The organism is Synechococcus sp. LA31 (assembly GCF_018502385.1).
GTDB lineage: Bacteria > Cyanobacteriota > Cyanobacteriia > PCC-6307 > Cyanobiaceae > Vulcanococcus.
In genome coordinates this window covers 1,640,203-1,659,785 of the sequence record NZ_CP075523.1, presented here as the reverse complement: position 1 = coordinate 1,659,785, position 19,583 = coordinate 1,640,203, and the positions used below count along the sequence as shown (strand labels likewise).

Annotated in this window: 14 protein-coding genes, 2 tRNA genes and 3 rRNA genes; 13 read left to right on the top strand and 6 right to left on the bottom strand. The window is 59.8% G+C overall.

The genetic code is table 11. From position 1 onward, the window contains the following. Positions 1 to 71: 71 nt before the first annotated feature. From KJJ24_RS08955 to KJJ24_RS08900, 12 genes are all read left to right on the top strand, one after another. Positions 72 to 938 (top strand): undecaprenyl-diphosphate phosphatase, encoded by an 867-nt coding sequence (locus KJJ24_RS08955; RefSeq protein WP_250544551.1) that lies wholly within the window; start codon positions 72 to 74, stop codon positions 936 to 938. Between the two features lie 51 nt (positions 939 to 989). Beyond that, positions 990 to 2,369 carry a TIGR03279 family radical SAM protein gene (locus KJJ24_RS08950; RefSeq protein ID WP_214338151.1) on the top strand — a complete coding sequence of 460 codons (1,380 nt, stop codon included), beginning with the start codon at positions 990 to 992 and terminating at the stop codon, positions 2,367 to 2,369. Between the two features lie 46 nt (positions 2,370 to 2,415). Further along, positions 2,416 to 4,098, top strand: coding sequence for a TolC family protein (locus KJJ24_RS08945; protein WP_250544549.1), 1,683 nt, complete (start codon positions 2,416 to 2,418; stop codon positions 4,096 to 4,098). Between the two features lie 104 nt (positions 4,099 to 4,202). Continuing rightward, entirely contained in the window at positions 4,203 to 5,519 is a 1,317-nt protein-coding gene (locus KJJ24_RS08940) for a BCD family MFS transporter (protein WP_371811715.1), read from the top strand. Next, positions 5,516 to 6,325, top strand: a complete 810-nt coding sequence (locus tag KJJ24_RS08935) for an inositol monophosphatase family protein (RefSeq protein ID WP_214338149.1) — start codon at positions 5,516 to 5,518, stop codon at positions 6,323 to 6,325. Before KJJ24_RS08940 ends, KJJ24_RS08935 begins: the two co-directional genes overlap by 4 nt. A gap of 653 nt (positions 6,326 to 6,978) precedes the next feature. Beyond that, positions 6,979 to 8,463, top strand: a 16S ribosomal RNA gene (locus tag KJJ24_RS08930). Positions 8,464 to 8,656: 193 nt separating this feature from the next. Next, a tRNA-Ile gene (locus KJJ24_RS08925) sits at positions 8,657 to 8,730 on the top strand. Positions 8,731 to 8,785: 55 nt separating this feature from the next. Next, positions 8,786 to 8,858, top strand: a tRNA-Ala gene (locus KJJ24_RS08920). Between the two features lie 443 nt (positions 8,859 to 9,301). Then, a 23S ribosomal RNA gene (locus KJJ24_RS08915) occupies positions 9,302 to 12,177 on the top strand. A gap of 160 nt (positions 12,178 to 12,337) precedes the next feature. Then, positions 12,338 to 12,454 (top strand): 5S ribosomal RNA (rrf, locus tag KJJ24_RS08910). The 16S, 23S and 5S rRNA genes sit together here with 2 tRNA genes alongside, the layout of an rRNA operon. 185 nt (positions 12,455 to 12,639) lie before the next feature. Next, on the top strand, positions 12,640 to 13,575 hold the full coding sequence (locus tag KJJ24_RS08905) for a YihY/virulence factor BrkB family protein (RefSeq protein ID WP_371811804.1): 936 nt from the start codon (positions 12,640 to 12,642) through the stop codon (positions 13,573 to 13,575). A gap of 47 nt (positions 13,576 to 13,622) precedes the next feature. Further along, on the top strand, positions 13,623 to 13,967 hold the full coding sequence (locus KJJ24_RS08900; RefSeq protein WP_214338147.1) for a ribosomal protein L32: 345 nt from the start codon (positions 13,623 to 13,625) through the stop codon (positions 13,965 to 13,967). Here KJJ24_RS08900 and KJJ24_RS08895 read toward each other — a convergent pair. Genes KJJ24_RS08895 through KJJ24_RS08875 form a run of 5 tightly spaced genes read right to left on the bottom strand, consistent with a single transcriptional unit; the run spans position 13,953 to position 16,184 of the window. Then, positions 13,953 to 14,336 carry a DUF2834 domain-containing protein gene (locus tag KJJ24_RS08895; RefSeq protein ID WP_250544546.1) on the bottom strand — a complete coding sequence of 128 codons (384 nt, stop codon included), beginning with the start codon at positions 14,334 to 14,336 and terminating at the stop codon, positions 13,953 to 13,955. The genes KJJ24_RS08900 and KJJ24_RS08895 overlap by 15 nt on opposite strands. 11 nt (positions 14,337 to 14,347) lie before the next feature. Further along, complete coding sequence (gene xseB / locus KJJ24_RS08890) at positions 14,348 to 14,611, bottom strand: exodeoxyribonuclease VII small subunit (protein ID WP_214338143.1); 264 nt, start codon at positions 14,609 to 14,611, stop codon at positions 14,348 to 14,350. After that, positions 14,604 to 15,761, bottom strand: coding sequence for an exodeoxyribonuclease VII large subunit (xseA, locus tag KJJ24_RS08885; RefSeq protein ID WP_214338141.1), 1,158 nt, complete (start codon positions 15,759 to 15,761; stop codon positions 14,604 to 14,606). Before xseA ends, xseB begins: the two co-directional genes overlap by 8 nt. Further along, positions 15,758 to 15,991 (bottom strand): hypothetical protein, encoded by a 234-nt coding sequence (locus KJJ24_RS08880; protein ID WP_214338139.1) that lies wholly within the window; start codon positions 15,989 to 15,991, stop codon positions 15,758 to 15,760. Before KJJ24_RS08880 ends, xseA begins: the two co-directional genes overlap by 4 nt. Before the next feature lie 40 nt (positions 15,992 to 16,031). Beyond that, on the bottom strand, positions 16,032 to 16,184 hold the full coding sequence (locus KJJ24_RS08875) for a chlorophyll a/b-binding protein (RefSeq protein ID WP_214338137.1): 153 nt from the start codon (positions 16,182 to 16,184) through the stop codon (positions 16,032 to 16,034). A gap of 92 nt (positions 16,185 to 16,276) precedes the next feature. Here KJJ24_RS08875 and KJJ24_RS08870 point away from each other — a divergent pair, with 92 nt between their 5' ends. Next, on the top strand, positions 16,277 to 17,065 hold the full coding sequence (locus tag KJJ24_RS08870; RefSeq protein ID WP_214338135.1) for an HAD family hydrolase: 789 nt from the start codon (positions 16,277 to 16,279) through the stop codon (positions 17,063 to 17,065). Here KJJ24_RS08870 and hrpB read toward each other — a convergent pair. Then, positions 17,050 to 19,566, bottom strand: coding sequence for an ATP-dependent helicase HrpB (gene hrpB, locus KJJ24_RS08865; protein ID WP_214338134.1), 2,517 nt, complete (start codon positions 19,564 to 19,566; stop codon positions 17,050 to 17,052). The genes KJJ24_RS08870 and hrpB overlap by 16 nt on opposite strands. Between the last annotated feature and the right edge of the window lie 17 nt (positions 19,567 to 19,583).

Here is a 19,583-nt window from a genome sequence, read left to right as displayed (position 1 = left end):
TCCGCTGTGTCCTTGGCGCTGGTCAGCGCCGCACTCACCACATAGGGTCGCTCTACTGCGCCCCAGACCCGGTGTTTGCTGCTCTGCCCCCCTCGGATCCGATCGGGGTGCTCGAAGCTTGTTGGCGCTTTTTTGTGCTGGGTGTGGTGCAGGGCCTCACCGAGTTTCTGCCCATCAGCAGCACTGCGCACCTGAAAGTGGTGCCGGTGGTGTTGGGCTGGGGTGACCCCGGCGTTGCGGTGACCGCCGTGATCCAGCTGGGCAGCATCTTGGCTGTGATTGGCTTCTTTCGCGAGGATCTACGCCAAGTGCTCGCCGGTGTGCGGGCAGGCGTTCGCCAGCGCCAATGGCAAGACCCTCAGGCTCGGCTTGGTGTAGCCATCGCTCTGGGCACCATCCCGATCCTGCTGGCTGGTCTGGCAATCAAGCTCGGGGTGCGTGATTTCGATCAATCGCCATTGCGCAGCCTTGGCTCGATCGCGGTGGTGTCGATCGCGATGGCTCTGTTATTGGCTTTGGCCGAGCAGATCGGCAGCCGCCGGCGCCTGCTGCAGCAGGTGCAGGTTCGCGATGGGGTCTTGGTGGGCCTGGCCCAGGCCTTGGCTTTGGTTCCCGGGGTGTCCCGTTCAGGTAGCACCCTCACCGCTGCGCTCTTTGATGGCTGGAAGCGCGCCGACGCGGCTCGTTTTTCGTTTCTGCTCGGCATTCCCGCCATCACGATCGCCGGTCTGGTGGAGTTGAAAGAGGCCTTCAGCCAGCCTCTGGCCGGTGGGGTGCTGCCGCTGCTGGTGGGGATCGCTTCCTCGGCCGTGGTGTCATGGCTGGCCATCGCCTGGTTGCTGCGCTTTTTGCAGAACCACAGCACCTGGTGGTTTGTGGGTTACAGGTTGTTCTTCGGGCTGGCCCTGCTGCTTTGGTTGGGCCACCAGGCGGTCTGAAGCCCCTCGACCCCTCAAACTGAGAGCAGAACGCGCAAACGGGCACTGCCTGTGTGGAAGGAACCCTCAGCCGGCGTTCCCCTGGTGGAGGCCAGTGAAGCGCGGCTTCCGCAGCCGGCCGTGGTGGATGCGGTGGAGCCAGATTCCATCGGTGATGAGCTCGGCATTCAGCCCGGCGATCGGCTGCTGAGCATCAATGGTGTGCGCCCCCGCGATCTGATTGATCTGCAGTTTCTGGTCACTGCGGAAGAACTGACTCTCGAGGTGCAGGATCCCGACGGCACCCTTCACGTGGTGGAGCTGGAGAAAGATGCTGACGACGGGCTGGGCCTGGCTTTCAGTGAAGCCCTGTTCGATGGATTGAAGCAGTGCAACAACCACTGCCCGTTTTGTTTCATTGATCAGCAGCCACCTGGCCATCGCCGCAGCCTTTATTTCAAAGACGACGACTACCGCCTCAGCTTTCTCTACGGCTCATACCTCACACTCACCAACCTCACGGCCGCTGACTGGCAGCGCATCGAAGAGCAACGCCTCTCACCGCTGTTCGTGTCGGTGCATGCCACAGAGCCTGAGCTGCGTTCGCGGTTGCTGGTGAATCCCCGCGCCGCCCTACTAATGGAGCAGCTGGAGTGGTTCCAGCAGCGTCAGCTCCAGATTCACGCCCAGGTGGTGGTCTGTCCGGGGCTCAACGATGGAGCGTCCTTGGAGCGCACCTTGACCGATCTAGCCGGCTTCGCCGGAGGCGATTGGCCGGCGGTGCTCTCCGCGGCGGTTGTGCCGGTGGGGCTCACCCGTTACCGGCCTGAAGGCGATGGTTTGGTGCCTGTGGATCGTGCCTGCGCCCAGCGCGTGATTGCTCAGGTGGAACCGCTGCAGCAGCGCTTTCAGGCTGAGTTGGGTAGCCGCTTTGCTTGGCTGTCCGACGAGTGGTATCTCATGGCGGGCTATCCCCTGCCGCCTCGGGATAACTACGAAGATCTGCCCCAGGAAGGCAATGGGGTGGGCAGCATCCGGGCGTTCTTGGAGGCCATGGATGAGGCCACGGCAGCCCTGCCAGCTGCGCTCCCGCGGCCTCGGCGTGTGAGCTGGGTGGTGGGGCGGCTGGTGGCGGAAGCTCTGCAGCCGGCCGTGGATCGACTCAATGCGGTTGCAGGGTTGGAGCTTTTGCTCCATGGACTGCCCAGCCCTTATTGGGGGCAAGATCAGGTGGTCACCGGCCTGCTCACGGGCGCAGATCTGCTGGAGGGGCTGGCTGATCGCGATCTTGGTGAGGAACTGCTGCTGCCTGCTGTGATGCTGCGGCAGGGTGATCCGGTGTTTCTTGACGACCAACGCCTGGAAGCCATTGCAGCGCAATTGCCTGTGTCGGTGCAGTTGGTGGGGGGTGCGGCTGAGATCGTGGCCGCTTGCCTGGGCACGGACGCCTGAACTGACTAAGCTCCCCGGAAGACTTTCATACGGGCAGAGTTTTTCGGTGACGCGACCCTTCAAGACCTGGCTTGTCGCAGCTAGCTCTGGTCTTCTGGCCATCTCGGGCACCGGCTTTGCTCAGCAAGAGCCCGCTGCCAGCGTGCAGGAACCACTCCCGCTGGCTCCCCAGGTGAAGGGACCGCGACCCAAGTCGGATGCCAGCGTGCTGGCTCCAGCGGCCACCAAGCTTGATCCAAGCCTGCAAAACCTGGCTGCTCCGGCAACCCTGGCACTGCCGAACAAGCCTGAGCAGGTGCGCATTGTGGAACTGCGCCCCCTCTCGCTCAAGGATGTTGAAAACCTCGCGGAGGTCAACAACCCCAACCTCAAGGCGATTGCCACCCAGGTGGACCAAGCCCAGAGCCAGCTGCGCACCCAGATAGCGGCCTGGTACCCCACGCTGAGCATCAATGCCAGCAGTTTGCCCAGCTATACCGGCGGTAACCAGCGCATCACGCAACCCACAACCGATATCACTGGCCAGACCAGCCGTACAACTCAATACACCTACACCGATCGCTGGGCGATGGGTGCTTCGCTCACCGCCCAGTGGGATGTGATCAATCCCCAGCGAGTGCCCCAGATCGCTGCTGCGCGTGATCAGTTTGAGCAGTCGAAGAATCAATATCTGATTGCGCTGCGTGAGTTGCGCCTTCAAGCTGCTCAGTTTTATTTCAAACTCCAGCTCGACGACGACACCGTTCGGATCGGCCAACAGTCGGTGCGTGCCTCACTGGTGAGTCTCCGCGACGCCCGAGCTCGTTTCCAGGCCGGTGTGGCCACCAAGCTGGAGGTGTTGGAAGCTGAAACCCAGCTGGCTCGCGATCAGCAGCTGCTCACCAACGCGTTGGCTGATCAATCGATTTCCCGCCGTAACTTGGCGCGGCTGCTTGATTTACCCCAGAACGTTAGTCCTACAGCTGAGGAGCCCTTGCGCCCCCTTGGTGTTTGGACACCGTCGCTACAAGAGAGCGTGATTGCGGCTTACGCCTTTCGCGAAGAGCTCGACAACGCTCTGCTTGATATCTCAGCTGCCAACAGTCAGGCCAATAGTGCCCTTGGATCGGTGCAACCGTTCCTGACGATCTTCAACAGCCTCGACGGTACCCGCTTTGACGGCGTTGAGAGCGTTCTTGTGGACCTACCCGGCCGCAGTGGATGGGCTGTGGAGAACTCGGTTGGTCTCTCGGCCCGCTGGAACATCTTTGATGGTGGTGCAGCGCGTGCTCAATACCGCCAGGCCAAGCAGCGAGCTCAAGAAAACAGCTTCCGCTTCGCGCAAACCCGTGATGATCTCCGCTTCCAGGTTGAAGAAAGTTTCTATCAGCTGCGCCAAGCCAACCGCAATATTCAGACCACATCCCGCGAGGTGATCTCGTCGCGGGAGTCACTGCGCTTGGCGCGTCTGCGCTTTCAAGCTGGCGTCAGCACTCAGCGAGAGGTGGTGGATAACCAGCGCGACCTCACCCAAGCCGAGGTGCGCTATGCCACCGCTCTGGCCGAATACAACAACAATCTCGCTCTGCTGCGCCGCCGCACTGGCCTCGATCAAGTGGCGGTGTGCCAGCCTCCAACCGGGCTTGGATCCAGCATGCCAGTGCTCGATTCCATGGAGAACGTTCCCGTTCCGTCCGAGCCTCTGCAGCCTGCTTGCCAAGCGACCATTTCCGCCAAGCCTGCCTCCTGACGGGGCAAACGTTCTAACGTCAGTAGTCAGCTGAACCCTTACAGCTGTCTCTTCCACTTCCTCGCCTGCTCCGTCTCGGCCTGTTTCAAGGCTGTGTTGGATGTTTGGCCGTCATCTTTGTGGGCCTGCTCAATCGTGTGATGCTCACGGAGTTGGGCTTTCCCGGTCTGCTTGTTGGCGGTGCCCTGGCGTTTGAGCAGCTGGTTGCTCCGGCGCGCATCCTGTTTGGTCAGCTGTCGGATGCCCATCCGTTGGCCGGGCGGCACCGCACGCCCTACATCTGGATCGGGGCTGCGCTGTTCTGCACCCTGGCGGTGCTGTTGATCCCACTGATCTTTCGGTTGCACGCTGCCCTCGAGGCCGGCACCGCCTGGGGGATCGCTCTTGGTGTGGCGGCCCTGTGCGGTCTCACTGCTTGTTACGGACTGGCCGTGTCGTTGGCGACCACCCCGTATCTAGCTCTGGTGATCGACAGCACCACCGAGCAGGAGCGGCCGCGGGCGGTTGGGTTGATCTGGTGCCTGCTCACGGTGGGCATCGTGGTGGGCGCGATTGCCAGCTCCATCTGTCTGAGGGGGCTGGATGGGGTCACTGATCCAGTGGTGCTGGAGCAGACCCTGCTCCGTTTCATGGGCCAGGTGGCCCTGGTGGTGTTTGCCCTCACCCTGGTGGCCACCTGGGGGATCGAAAGCCCGGGCCAACGGTTACAGCTCAGCCGCTCAGAAGACCGCGACGATGCGATCACCCTTGCTGCGGCATGGCGCCTGATTACCTCCAGCCGCCAGGTGCTCGTGTTTTTCTGCTTCTTGCTCGCCTTCACGCTGGCGGTGTTTTTGCAGGATCCGATTCTCGAGAGCTACGGCGCCGAGGTGTTTGGCCTGCCGATCGCTGCCACGGCCTCCCTCAGTGCTGTGTGGGGCATTGGAACTTTGGTGGGTCTGTTGCTGGCTGGTTTGTGGCTGGTGCCGCGGCTCGGCAAATTTGCCTGTGCTCGGCTGGGTTGTCAGCTGATCCTGGTGGCGTTGCTGTTGCTCACCTTGGTGGGCTTCACGGCGGAGCCCCAGGCCTTGAAGCTGGTGCTGTTCCTATTCGGTTTGGCGACAGGAATCGGCACCAATGCCACGCTGGTGTTGATGCTCGATCTCACCCTGCCGGAAGTGGCTGGCACCTTTGTGGGGGTGTGGGGTCTGGCGCAGGCCTATTCGCGGGCGGCCGGCAAGGTGCTCGGTGGTGGCTTGCTCGATCTGGCTCGCTCGTTCACCCCAGCGGATGCGCCCTTCCCCGCCTACGCGGCGGTGTTTGTGCTGGAAGCGGCGATTGCTGTTCTGGCGCTGGTGCTTCTCAGTGGGGTGAACCTGCGTCAATTCCGCGAAGATACGGGCCGCAGCCTTGATCGCGTTCTTGCCATGGAGCTCGGATGACTGCATCGCCGATTCGCATGCCGGCTGGCCTGGATGACCTTGGGCTTCTCCTGGATCAGGTGGCCCAGAGGCAGCGCCAGGATTTTGGGCAGTTGGATTCGGAAGCCAAAGCCGATGGCAGCCTGATCACGGCCTGTGATCGCTGGAGCGATGCCGCGCTAGTGGAGGGGCTGGCTCAGCTTTATCCCGGTGAAGGGGTGCTGAGCGAGGAGGGCAGCCAGTGCGTGCCGGGCTCAGATGCTTTCTGGGTGGTGGATCCCCTCGATGGCACCACCAACTTCGCGGCCGGCATTCCTTACTGGGCGATTTCCCTGGCCCGCTTTGAGCGTGGAGTCCCCGTTTTGGCTGTTCTGGATGTGCCGCCACTCCGCCAACGGATCGTGGCGATCCGGGGTGGCGGCGCTTGGCGTAAGCACAACAAACTTCAGCCTCCGGCGGCGCGTAATCAGGTGGCGGGCTGCGCCTCGTTGTGCAGTCGCTCGATCGGGGTGTTGCAGAAGCTGCCCAATCAGCGCTTCCCCGGCAAGATCCGCCTGTTGGGTGTGGCCAGCCTCAATCTGGTGAGTGTCGGGATGGGCCAAACCATCTCTGCTCTAGAGGCCACGCCCAAGATCTGGGATCTGGCGGCAGCTTGGCTTGTGCTGCAGGAACTGAACTGTCCGGTGCGCTGGTTGGTCCGTGATCCAGCTCAGCTGCATGCGGGTGAGGATCTCTCGCAGGCCAACTTCCCTGTGCTGGCGGCGCGCGATCAGAGCACCCTGGCCACGTTCAAGCCCTGGGCTGACGCCTTGGTGTCGCCTGCTTGACAAGTCGGTGGATTGCTGTGATATGGTTTTGGACTGCGCGTGAGCCGAGAGGCGATCGTCGCAGGAACCGAAGACCCGAGCGATCGGTGTTGTAGGTTCAGAGAGCGGCTGAGACGCCGCTTCGAACTGAAAGCCGGTTCCGCTGGTGATGTAGGTTCAACAAGCGGTCGAGAGATCGCTGATCCGAGAGCCAACTCCGAGAGGAGGCACCTGAGAGGGTGAGCCGAAAGGCTGCGGTGATTGGAGCACCTGGACAACTGAAACGTTTAGGAACTGACGCTTTCACTGCGTCAGCTGCTGACAGGAACCACCCGAGAGGGTGTTGAGCTTGTGAGTGGTTGGCCGCAAAGAGCAGTGAAGGTGTGAGGTCCCGTCAAAAATTTTAGTTGCAGAAGCCTATTGCTTTGCAACAAGGGTGGCTCTCACGGCTGCGTTTGTTGTCGGTGTGCAGTGGGTGGAGCAACGACCGGATCTGAGATCCTGGAAAGTCAAGACGAAAGAAATTTTGTTTTTGCACTCTTTGAACGCTTCTGTCAGAGGAAGTGGCTCCAACTGTTTGATCTGCGCCAGTGGATGGAATGGGTGATGAGCAATTCAAGTTGAGATGAACCGAAGCAGCTTGCTGATGAGGGTAAGTCAACAGGACTTGAACTACAACGGAGAGTTTGATCCTGGCTCAGGATGAACGCTGGCGGCGTGCTTAACACATGCAAGTCGAACGAACCTTCGGGTTAGTGGCGGACGGGTGAGTAACGCGTGAGAATCTGCCCTCAGGAGGGGGATAACGGCTGGAAACGGCCGCTAATACCCCATATGCCGCGAGGTGAAATGAATTTCGCCTGAGGATGAGCTCGCGTCTGATTAGCTAGTTGGTGGGGTAAGAGCCTACCAAGGCATCGATCAGTAGCTGGTCTGAGAGGATGATCAGCCACACTGGGACTGAGACACGGCCCAGACTCCTACGGGAGGCAGCAGTGGGGAATTTTCCGCAATGGGCGAAAGCCTGACGGAGCAACGCCGCGTGAGGGATGAAGGCCTCTGGGCTGTAAACCTCTTTTATCAAGGAAGAAGATCTGACGGTACTTGATGAATAAGCCACGGCTAATTCCGTGCCAGCAGCCGCGGTAATACGGGAGTGGCAAGCGTTATCCGGAATTATTGGGCGTAAAGCGTCCGCAGGCGGTTTTGTAAGTCTGTTGTTAAAGCGTGGAGCTTAACTCCATTTCAGCAATGGAAACTGCAAGACTAGAGTGTGGTAGGGGCAGAGGGAATTCCCGGTGTAGCGGTGAAATGCGTAGATATCGGGAAGAACACCAGTGGCGAAGGCGCTCTGCTGGGCCATAACTGACGCTCATGGACGAAAGCCAGGGGAGCGAAAGGGATTAGATACCCCTGTAGTCCTGGCCGTAAACGATGAACACTAGGTGTCGGGGGAATCGACCCCTCCGGTGTCGTAGCCAACGCGTTAAGTGTTCCGCCTGGGGAGTACGCACGCAAGTGTGAAACTCAAAGGAATTGACGGGGGCCCGCACAAGCGGTGGAGTATGTGGTTTAATTCGATGCAACGCGAAGAACCTTACCAGGGTTTGACATCCTGCGAATCTCTTGGAAACGAGAGAGTGCCTTCGGGAACGCAGAGACAGGTGGTGCATGGCTGTCGTCAGCTCGTGTCGTGAGATGTTGGGTTAAGTCCCGCAACGAGCGCAACCCACGTCGTTAGTTGCCAGCATTTAGTTGGGCACTCTAGCGAGACCGCCGGTGATAAACCGGAGGAAGGTGTGGATGACGTCAAGTCATCATGCCCCTTACATCCTGGGCTACACACGTACTACAATGCTACGGACAAAGGGCAGCAAACTCGCGAGAGCTAGCAAATCCCATAAACCGTGGCTCAGTTCAGATCGTAGGCTGCAACTCGCCTACGTGAAGGAGGAATCGCTAGTAATCGCAGGTCAGCATACTGCGGTGAATACGTTCCCGGGCCTTGTACACACCGCCCGTCACACCATGGAAGTTGGCCACGCCCGAAGCCGTTACTCCAACCCTTGTGGAGGAGGATGTCGAAGGTGGGGCTGATGACTGGGGTGAAGTCGTAACAAGGTAGCCGTACCGGAAGGTGCGGCTGGATCACCTCCTAACAGGGAGACAATACCTGATTGTGATGTCTGAGTATTTTAATCTCAGGCCATGATCCTGTCATCTCGAAGGTCGATCGGTACCTCAACTTCAAGGTTGAGATGAATGAGATGTTTCGGCAAGTCATTCATGCTTGATTCTTGATTTTTAGTTCCTAAACGTTGTCTAGGTCACCCCATAGAGGGTTCACTTCCTGGGCCATTAGCTCAGGTGGTTAGAGCGCACCCCTGATAAGGGTGAGGTCCCTGGTTCAAGTCCAGGATGGCCCATTCAAACTCAGTTTAATTTTCATTGATGCATGTCAATGAAGAGGCGATGAGTCTTGGGGGTTTAGCTCAGTTGGTAGAGCGCCTGCTTTGCAAGCAGGATGTCAGCGGTTCGAGTCCGCTAACCTCCACTAACACCTGAACTCCTCAACCAGGAAGCAATTCTTGAGAGGTGACGTAGACGTTGTTCGCTGATCAAACGAGCTCGAGCGATCGAGCAGAGTTCAGCCTCAGAGCATTCCAAAGGATGGTTGCCCTGATGCTGAATTCAGCGAAGGAGCCTCGCGAGAGGTTTTTTCAATGAGATTCAGCAGAACCTTGACAACTGCATAGGTGAGTCTGGAAAGACAAAGCATCTCATAGAGGCGAGTCAATCAAGTCTGATGAGCCATCATTGATGGATCGTTATCAGGTTTGAGTTGATTCGTGATTCTATTTTTGAGAGCCGAGACCTTCTAGCGTTCTTCCGATGGCGCCGAGCCGGAGGGAGTCTGATCCTTAATTGGTAGCAGCAATGCTGACAATTTTGAGAGAATAGGCCTCAACAGCCTGAAGCGTTAGGAGGATTAAATTTGGTCAAGCTACAAAGGGCTCACGGTGGATACCTTGGCACACAGAGGCGATGAAGGACGTGTTTACCTGCGATAAGTCTCGGGGAGCTGGAAAAACGCTTTGATCCGGGAATTTCCGAATGGGGCAACCCCTAGAACGGCCGCCTGAATCTATAGGGCGGCACGAGCCAACCCAGCGAACTGAAACATCTTAGTAGCTGGAGGAAAGGAAAGTAAAAACGACTCCCTCAGTAGCGGCGAGCGAACGGGGAAGAGCCTAAACCGATGCTTTCGAGCATCGGGGTTGTGGGACAGCAACGTGTATCAGGGATGTTAGAAGAAGCGTTTGAATGGCGCACCACAGAGGGTGAAAGTCCCGTATTCGAAAACTGAACTGAGCTAGCTGTATCCCGAGTAGCACGGAGCACGTGAAATTCCGTGTGAATCCGCGAGGACCACCTCGTAAGGCTAAGTACTCCTGTGTGACCGATAGCGCAACAGTACCGCGAGGGAAAGGTGAAAAGAACCCCGGGAGGGGAGTGAAATAGAACATGAAACCGTGAGCTTACAAGCAATGGGAGCCCGACTGATCGGGTGACCGTGTGCCTGTTGAAGAATGAGCCGGCGACTTATAGGCACTGGCAGGTTAAACCGGGAATGGTGGAGCCATAGCGAAAGCGAGTCTGAATAGGGCGATTGTCAGTGTTTATAGACCCGAACCCGGGTGATCTAACCATGGCCAGGATGAAGCTTGGGTGATACCAAGTGGAGGTCCGAACCGACTGATGTTGAAAAATCAGCGGATGAGCTGTGGTTAGGGGTGAAATGCCAATCGAACCCGGAGCTAGCTGGTTCTCCCCGAAATACGTTGAGGCGTAGCGTCTAGTGCTCCAGCAGGGGGGTAAAGCCACTGTTTCGGTGCGGGCTGCGAGAGCGGTACCAAATCGAGACAAACTCTGAATACCCTGTGTGTAACTAGGCAGTCAGACTGTGGGGGATAAGCTCCATGGTCGAAAGGGAAACAGCCCAGACCGCCAGCTAAGGTCCCCAAATCAACACTAAGTGATAAAGGAGGTGGGATTGCCCAGACAACCAGGAGGTTTGCCTAGAAGCAGCCATCCTCAAAGGAGTGCGTAATAGCTCACTGGTCGAGCGATCCTGCGCCGAAAATGAACGGGGCTAAGTGTTGTACCGAAGCTGCGGATTAAACTTGTTTAATGGTAGGGGAGCGTTCCATGTGGGGTGAAGCGTTAGCGTAAGCGGGCGTGGACTGCATGGAAGTGAGAATGTCGGCTTGAGTAGCGAAAAAATGGGTGAGAATCCCATTCCCCGAAACCCTAAGGGTTCCTCCGGCAGGCTCGTCCGCGGAGGGTTAGTCAGGACCTAAGGCGAGGCCGAAAGGCGTAGTCGATGGACAACAGGTCAACATTCCTGTACTGATCATGTTTTGGGAAGGGGGACGGAGAAGGCTAGCCAATCCGGATGTTGGTTACCGGTCCAAGCGTTCGAGGCGTTGAGAGCTGGTGAAAACAGCTTGAGCTGAGGCGTGAGTGCGAGCTTCTACGGAAGCGAAGTTGGTGACGTCAAGCTTCCAAGAAAAGCCCTATACCCGTTAAGGCATGATTACCTGTACCCGAAACCGACACAGGTGGGGTGGTAGAGAATACCGAGGGGCGCGAGGTAACTCTCTCTAAGGAACTCGGCAAAATGACCCCGTAACTTCGGGAGAAGGGGTGCCAGCGCGAGCTGGTCGCAGTGAATAGGCCCAGGCGACTGTTTACCAAAAACACAGGTCTCCGCTAAGTCGCAAGACGATGTATGGGGGCTGACGCCTGCCCAGTGCCGGAAGGTTAAAGAAGTTGGTCAGCGCAAGCGAAGCTAACGACTGAAGCCCCGGTGAACGGCGGCCGTAACTATAACGGTCCTAAGGTAGCGAAATTCCTTGTCGGGTAAGTTCCGACCCGCACGAAAGGCGTAACGATCTGGGCGCTGTCTCGGAGAGAGGCTCGGCGAAATAGAATTGTCTGTGAAGATGCGGACTACGTGCACCCGGACAGAAAGACCCTATGAAGCTTTACTGTAGCTTGGTATTGTGCTCGGGCTCGCAATGCGCAGGATAGGTGGGAGGCTTTGATCCATTGCTTGTGGGTGATGGTGAGCCACTGGTGAGATACCACTCTTTGCGAGCTAGGGTTCTAACGGTTACCCGTCATCCGGGAACCGGACAGTATCTGGTGGGCAGTTTGACTGGGGCGGTCGCCTCCTAAAAGGTAACGGAGGCGCGCAAAGGTTTGCTCAGGCTGGTTGGAAATCAGCCGACGAGTGTAAAAGCAGAAGCAAGCTTGACTGTGAGACCTACAAGTCGAACAGGGAGGAAACTCGGCTTTAGTGATCCGACGGTTCTGAGTGGAAGGGCCGTCGCTCAACGGATAAAAGTTACTCTAGGGATAACAGGCTGATCTCCCCCAAGAGTTCACATCGACGGGGAGGTTTGGCACCTCGATGTCGGCTCATCGCAACCTGGGGCTGAAGTCGGTCCCAAGGGTTGGGCTGTTCGCCCATTAAAGCGGTACGCGAGCTGGGTTCAGAACGTCGTGAGACAGTTCGGTCCATATCCGGTGCATGCGCAGGAATATTGAGAGGATTTCTCCCTAGTACGAGAGGACCGGGAGGAACGCACCTCTGGTGTACCAGTTATCGTGCCAACGGTAAACGCTGGGTAGCCATGTGCGGAGTGGATAACCGCTGAAAGCATCTAAGTGGGAAGCCCACCTCAAGATGAGTATTCCCATGGCTTAAGCCAGTAAGGTCACGGGAAGAACACCCGTTGATAGGCTCTATGTGGAAGCGCAGTAATGCGTGAAGCAGAGGAGTACTAATAGACCGAGGGCTTGACCAAACCTCAGCTCTCAGGCCTCCATGTGAGGCGAGATCTTTGTCTTCTAGAGCGAATGTCTTGTGCTGGTGAAAGCCAGCATGAGACGATCTCGTAACCTATGCAGTTCTCAGGGTTCACCTGAGAGCAAAGAAGTTGAAAGCTTTTAACCTAAGTTTTCTATCCTGGTGTCCATGGCGCATTGGAACCACTCCGATCCATCTCGAACTCGGCTGTGAAACGATGCAGCGCCGACGATATTTGGGGGGTAGCCCCCTGAGAAAATAGGTCGATGCCAGGTAAAACACTCTTTGCTCCAACCAGCTCTCGCTCCAATCGCTGCTGTTAATCAGCTGATTGGGGTGATGAGACAGAGAAGCCACCCGAGAGGGTGGCTTTTTTGTTGGCTGGTTTGCTGTGGCAAAGGCTTGGCTCAGGCAGTAGGGTCTGGATGTATTTGGTGCGTTGAACGGCTGCTTGTCTAACGTGTTGACGCCATCGTCGAAGTCTTCTCCTTGGCGCTCAGCGTTCAGTCTGTTTTGGCGTTCTTATAGGCTCTGGGATCGAGAGGATTGTGTTGATCTGAGTGCTGCTTTCGCATATCACACCCTGCAGTCGTTCTTCCCAATCCTGCTGATTGCTCTGGCGGTTGCAAGCCGCATTTTGGGTGGGGTCGACGGGCTCTCCGGTCAGCTGTTGCAGCTGGCTGATCGTGTGTTGCCTGCCTCAGTGATTCCGCTGGTCAGCACGACGTTGATGAAGTTGATCGGTCAGGGCACAGGTGCGGGAGTCGTTGGCGCTGTGTTTTTGTTGGTCTCGTCTACGAATGCCTATCTCAGCTTGCAGCGTGGTGCCGATCGCCTCTGGGGGTTTCGCCCTTGTTCGCAGCCAATCGATGCGTGGACGACTCCAGTGTGGCGATTTATTCGGGCTCGGATTGAGGCGCTCGGCTTGGTTGTATTGATCGGTTTCTTTGTTGTACTTGATCAGCTCACCACGAATCTGCGTTTGCTGAGTCCTGGTAGTTGGCGGCTCTGGCTGCAGAACTTGCTGCCCACCTGGTTGCATCTCTGGGCTCCTGTGCCTTGGGTGGTTGACTTTGGCCTCTCCATTCTCATCTCTTGCGCTTTGGCTTATGCCTTGTTGGCTGTGCTGCCCACACGTCATGTTCCGGCTAAGCCGCTCCTGCCAGGAGCACTCTTGATTGGCATCGCACTCACCTCCTTGAATGCTGGTCTGGGGCGCAGTTTGCTGTCTTTGGGGAATCGATTTCAGGCGTATGGTGTGATCGGTGGTGTGTTGCTGTTGAGTTTGTGGGTCTGGCTCGTGGCTCTTGTTGTGTATTACGGGATGGCGCTGAGTGTTGTTGCGAGTCGTCGTCGCGATGGCGAGGCATCCGTACGGTCAGCTCCTGCCGCTTAGCTCCTGCTGCTGTGAGGATGCAGGTAGTCGTTAACCGTTGGTGATCGATGCAACGTCCCATTCCCTGGCTGTGGATCACCGTGATCGGCGTCTTGCTGCTGGCGCCAGGCTTCACGGCTCGTTTGTTTGTCGACGTGCTCGAGGGCGTCACGCTTCTGTTGGTTTTTGGCCCTTTAGTCTTGGCGGGTGCGGGTTTTTTGGCGTGGCAGTGGTTCAAGCGCCGCTTGGTCACTTGTCCCGCTTGCGGAACGCCCAGCATCGGTGCTTCGGTCTGTCCCGCCTGCGGCGGAGCTCTGGCGGCTCCGTCCTCCACCAGTGGCCGCTCCGTTGATCAACCAGCTCGCGATGCTGTGATCGACGTGCAGGTCAGCGAGGTTTCAGACGATCGCTGAACTCGTCTCTGGCTCACGGGCCAGTTCGGCCAACCGACGCTCGCGCAAGAAGAGGAAGAACGGTGCCGCAAAGGCAAAGGCAATCGTGACCGAGCTGAGCAGCACCAGCCAGAGATTTCGCATCTGCAAGCGTCTGCTCTCCACGATGATCCAGGTGGTCACCGCAGTTGCGCCGATCAGAAGATCTCTAGATAGCGATTGCGCTGCTGGGTTGGCATTGGCCAGATCGATGAAGACCTTCAGATCGAAGCTGGCTCCGTAGTCGCGCATAAAGTCAAGGTTGGCCATCCAGGGCAGCACGCCACCGGCGATGGCGAGTGCCAGATAGAACCAGGCCAACCAGGGATTGGGATGTGCAGGTTGAGCCATGCCAGGGGTGTTTAGGTGGAGGGTTGGTCCCATTCGATCACGTCTTGCTCCACCCGCTCGAGCACGTTGCGGCATCGCTCGGCATAGGCCTCAGCCCGCTGGTATAGCGAAGCCATTTCCTCTACCTCAAGGTCGCTGGCCTGAAGCTTCCCGATCGCCAGCTCGAGCGCGGTGCGTGCTTCGTTGAAGCTAAGGGTCTGCAGCTCGCTTTGCCATTGTTCAGCCGCTTCGTTGGTTTTGCGCGCACGGTTGCGCTTCGGTTTGCTGTCAACCATCGGCTTTGCTCGTCACAGTTTGTACAACGCTGTTGATCCTGCCGTCTGCCAGCTGCAGCTGAAGCACATCTCCAGGCTGCACTTGTTGCACAGAGCGCAACAGTGGGCCGTTGTGTTGATGCACTAAAGCAAAGCCGCGCTCCAGGAGTCGTTGGGGCGAAAGTGCGCTTAGGAGTTCCAGCCGTTGCTCCAACTGTTCGCGGATTTGCGGCAGCAGGGCACGCGGGTGCAAGGTCTCCAGTCGTTTCAGTGCATTGTCGATCCAGAGCTGCTCCCGTTGCAGGCGGTGCAACAGGCCCTGTTTGAGTAGCTGGCGCTGTTGCGCGAGGCCGAGTGCCAAGGCCTGGCGATCAGGCAGCAGCGCCACCATGGCGGCCGTAGGGGTAGCGGCCCGGTAGTCAGCCACGAGATCGGCGATGGTCGTGTCGTCTTCGTGGCCTAGGCCGGTCACCACCGGCAGCGGGCAGGCTGCCAGGTCACGGGCCAATCCTTCCGCATCGAACACCGCCAGGTCTTCGCGGCTCCCGCCGCCGCGCGCCAACACAATGGCTTCGATCCCGAGAGACGGCGCCCGGGCGACCACCTCAGCTAATCGGGCCCTGACTTGTGCCTCCACCGGTCCCTGGACTGGAATCGGCACCACGTAGATCTTGGTGGCTGGCCAGCGTTCCTGGCTGGTGCGAAGCATGTCGGCCAGGGCAGAGCTGGGCGAGCTCGTGAGCAGGGCAATAGCCTCTGGCATCGCCGGCAAAGGACGTTTGCGCTGGGAGTCGAGCAGGCCTTCCGGTTCGAGTAGCTCGCGTACCCGTTCGAATTGCCGGAGCACGGCGCTGAGGCTGGGCCGCACATCAAGGATCTGAACACAGAGACTGGCGCGGCTTGCCCAGAAATTGAGCTTGCCCACCACCAGCACCCCATCGCCTTCGCTGGGCCGGTAGGTGAGCTTGCTGAGCTGTGAGGCCCACACCACCCCGGAGATGGAGGCCTGCTCATCCACCAGTGTGAGCCAGAGATGCCCCTTTTTGAGCTGTGGACGGGACACGGTGGCATCCAGCAGAAAGCGGGGAGCAAACCCTCGCTCCAACAGTGAAGCAACGGCCTGATTGAGCTCGGCGACGCTGTAACGGGGAAGGCCTGGTTCGCTACTCACCTCTCCAGGCGGCGGTAACAGCCCCACCAATACAGACAGACCAGACTTCCCAGCAAGGCAACCACCTGTCCGGCGGGATGGTCGATGCGAATCCAGCCCACGGATGTGATCACGATCCCGCTGCTGAGCATGCGGGCGCCGTCGCGGCGATTTTTGGCAAAGAGCTGGGCCAGAGGGGCGCTTGACGCATCACCTTGCCAGTTTGGCCCATCAAAAAGCGCCTCCTGCATCAGGAGGCGCTCGGCTGAAACACGTTGAGTGCCGAGTGCTTCAGCCCAGGCCGATCTGGCCGAGGATGCCTTGGCCGGTGAGCAGTTCGGTGGCCAGGCCGATGGTGAAGCCCAGCATGGCCAGGCGGCCATTCCAGGTCTCGGCGAAATTCACAAAACCGAAGCGAGCAGTCGTGGAGGTGGAATCGGGCATCGGATTGACGCGAACGAACCAATTGTAACGAAACATGTGAGACACTTGACGGTGTTGGGCGATACGGTTGTGGCCCCTTTTCGCTGCTTGTAATGTCGCGTCAGTTGCTGGAAAGCCAGCTCTCAGCGCCGCTGCCCCAGGCGCCGGAGTTGGTGTTGGTGACTGATCTCGATGGCACCTTGCTCGGCGGGGCAACCGAGGAGCGCCGCAGTTTTTATCGATGGTTGGCCGAGCAACGCGAGCGGGTGTTGCACGTGTTCTGCACGGGACGGGATCTGGCCTCCATTGCCCGCGTGCTCCAAGAAGACGAGCCGATCGGTTTGGCAGCCCCGCATCTGGTGATTAGCGATGTGGGGTGCACCGTGGCCTGTGGTTGTTCCCTGGCGCCGGTGCCCCTGGCGGTGGACCCGATTGAAGCCCGCTGGCAGGGGGTGGAAGCGCAGTTGCTGCCGCTGCTACAGGGACAGCCCGGCCTCACCGAACAGCCGCTTCATTCGGAGCGCCGGCTGGCCTACTACGTGGATCCCGAGCGCTTTGACCATCGGTTGATCCCTCAGCTCGAGGCCCATGGCGTGGATTGCTTGATGTCTGACAACCGCTATCTCGATCTGTTGCCGGCGGGGGTGAACAAGGGCTCCACCTTGATGGCATTGCTCGAATGGCTTGAGGTGGACCGCAGCACTGTCGTCACCGCCGGTGACACCCTCAACGATTTGGCCATGTTTGAAACCGGCCTTAAGGGTGTGATGGTGGCCAATGCCGAAGCGGCATTGCTGGAGCATCTGCCTCGTCTCCCGTCGGTGTATTTGGCCTCGCGTGAGGGTTGCAGCGGCATTGCCGAGGGCCTCCGCCACTTCGGCTTTGATCACCTCTGGGATTGACGCCGCTGTAAGGCTCGCTTGGTGAGTGCAGTGGCGGGGGTGTTTGCAGGGTCATCGGGCCAGGGGTGACGGGGATACCGCCCCCTTAGCTCCTTGCGTACCTGCTGATAGGCCCCGCTCCAAAACCCTTCTAAATCCTGGGTGATCGCGGCTGGGCGGCCCGCCGGTGAGAGGAGTTGAACGGTGACTGGCAGGCGGCCATCCAGCACGGTGGGGGTGCTTGCGGCTCCGAATAATTCCTGCAGCTTCACAGCCAGCACAGGCTCGCCACTGCTGTAATCGAGCCGGGCCTGGCGGCCGGATGGAATCGGCAGCGTTGGCGGCAGGAGCTGGTCCAGTGTGCGCCGCGCCTCCCATGGCAGGTCGCTCCAGAGGGCTTCTTCCAGGTTGAGGGTCTGGAGGTCGTTGCGGCTGCGGATGCTGTCGAGCTGATCCCCCAGCCAGCCTTCAGGGTCTGCCGCCAGTGCGGCGTGGCTGCGGTCAGGCCAGGGAGCTCCCAGCTCCCGATGGGCCAGGCAGATCCTTTGCTGCAACTGCCGGCTGACATCGTCCCAGGGCAGCGCTTCGATCCCCAGCTCCGCCAACCCCTCCAGCAAGGCCGCCCGCCTCGCACTGGCCGGTGCATCCGGCCAGCTGCGGCGCTCCAGCACCAGGGCGCCCAGGCATCGCTCCCGTTCGCAGCGGATGCGTTGCTGTTGGCTGTCCCAGCTCACTCGCCCTTGCTCGCTGCCGGCAACAACCGCAAGGGCCATCAGGCTTGCTGCGGGCAGGGGGAGAGCCAACTGAATGCGTGCATCGCTGCTGGCGGCGTCGGCGGCGGCGATGGCCAGGGCGGGGCTGCCCAGCAGCGGATCAGCCGGCGGTAACTGGGCACCGCGGCCGCTGCGGGTGAGGTAACGCCCCGAACCTGGGCTGCGCTCCAGGGCCACCCGTTCGGGATAGGCGTGGGCGATCAGCTCAGCTGCAATCGCCTGCTCTTTCAATGCCGCAACCGGCTCGGTGGGAGCTGCTGGCGCCTCACCCAACAACTCCAGCTGGCGCTGAAGTTGTTGGGTGAGCTGGCGCAGCTGCTGGCGGCGTGGATCGCGGCTGGCTGTGCGCAACCAGTCGATCCGGCGCATCAGATCACTGCCGGCCTCCTGTTGGCGCAAGGGATCGCGTTCCCCCAGCAGGGCCGCCAGGCTGCAGCCCAGCCCCACCGCCCCCAGCTCCCGTGCCCGCAGTAGCAGATGGGCCAGGCGTGGGTGGACGCCGAGAGCTGCCATGGCACGGCCGTGTTCGTTGAGCCTGCCATTGGCATCGAGGGCGCCAAGCTGCATCAGGAGCTCCTGCCCTTCCAACAGATGGGCGGCTGGTGGTGGCTCAAGCCAGGGCAAGGATTCGCCTAGACCCGCGCCCCACTGGGCAAGCTGAAGCACCAGTGGGGCCGGGTCGGCCTCCATCAGGGCCGGCGGATCAAAGGCGGGCCGGCGTTGCTGCTCCGCCGGGCTCCATAGGCGCAGGGCTCGACCAGGCCCGAGGCGCCCGGCTCGCCCTGCCCGCTGCTCGGCACTGGCTTGGCTGGAGAGCACGGTCACCAGGCTCTCCATGCCGCTCACCGGATCAAAGCGGCTGCGGCGGCTGAGACCGCTATCGATCACCAGGCTCACCCCTTCGATGGTGAGGGAGCTTTCAGCGATGGCCGTGGCTAGTACCACCTTCCCGGCGCGCTGGCGGCTGCGGCGAATCGCGTTGCTTTGCTCGCTCAGCGGCAGGTTGCCGTGGAGCGCGCAGAGCTCCAGCTCCGTTCCCCAGGCGGTGTCTGCGATGGCGTCGCGGGTTTGCTGAATCTGGCGTTGGCCGGGCAGAAACACGAGCACCGTTTCGCCATCGGCCCGTTGGTCGAGCCAGTGGCTCTCCAATGCACGCACCACCTGGGCGTGCAGCAGTTCGCGCTCACGCGGTTGCTGATGACTAAGGGCCACCGGATGGCTGCGCCCTTCGCTGGTGAGCAAAGCCGCCTCCGGCAGTTGCTCCACCAGGGGTTGCAGGTTGAGGGTTGCTGACATCACCAGAAGCCGTAGCTCAGGCATCAGCAGCTCCCTGGCTTCCCGCAGCAGGGCCAGGGCTAGATCGGCTTCGCAGCGGCGTTCGTGAAATTCATCGAAGATCACGCAGCCCACGCCACTCAGGCTTGGATCGGCCTGCAGCTGGCGTAAAAACAGGCCATCCGTGAGCACTTCAATGCGCGTGGCCGCCGAAACCCTGCTCTCCATCCGTACCCGGTAGCCAACGCGCTCACCCACGGTTTCCCCGAGTTCGCCGGCCAGGCGCTCAGCCGCCGCCTTGGCAGCCAGCCTGCGGGGCTCGAGCATCAGGATTTTGTCGCTGCAGGCCTCGAGTAGCGCCAGTGGCACCCGGGTGGTTTTCCCGGCTCCCGGGGGGGCCTGGAGGAGCACGCTTCTCCCTGCGGTGAGCCGCTGCACCAGCTCAGGTAGCAGCGGCTCGATCGGCAGGGCCACGGAAGCGCTCAGCTGCA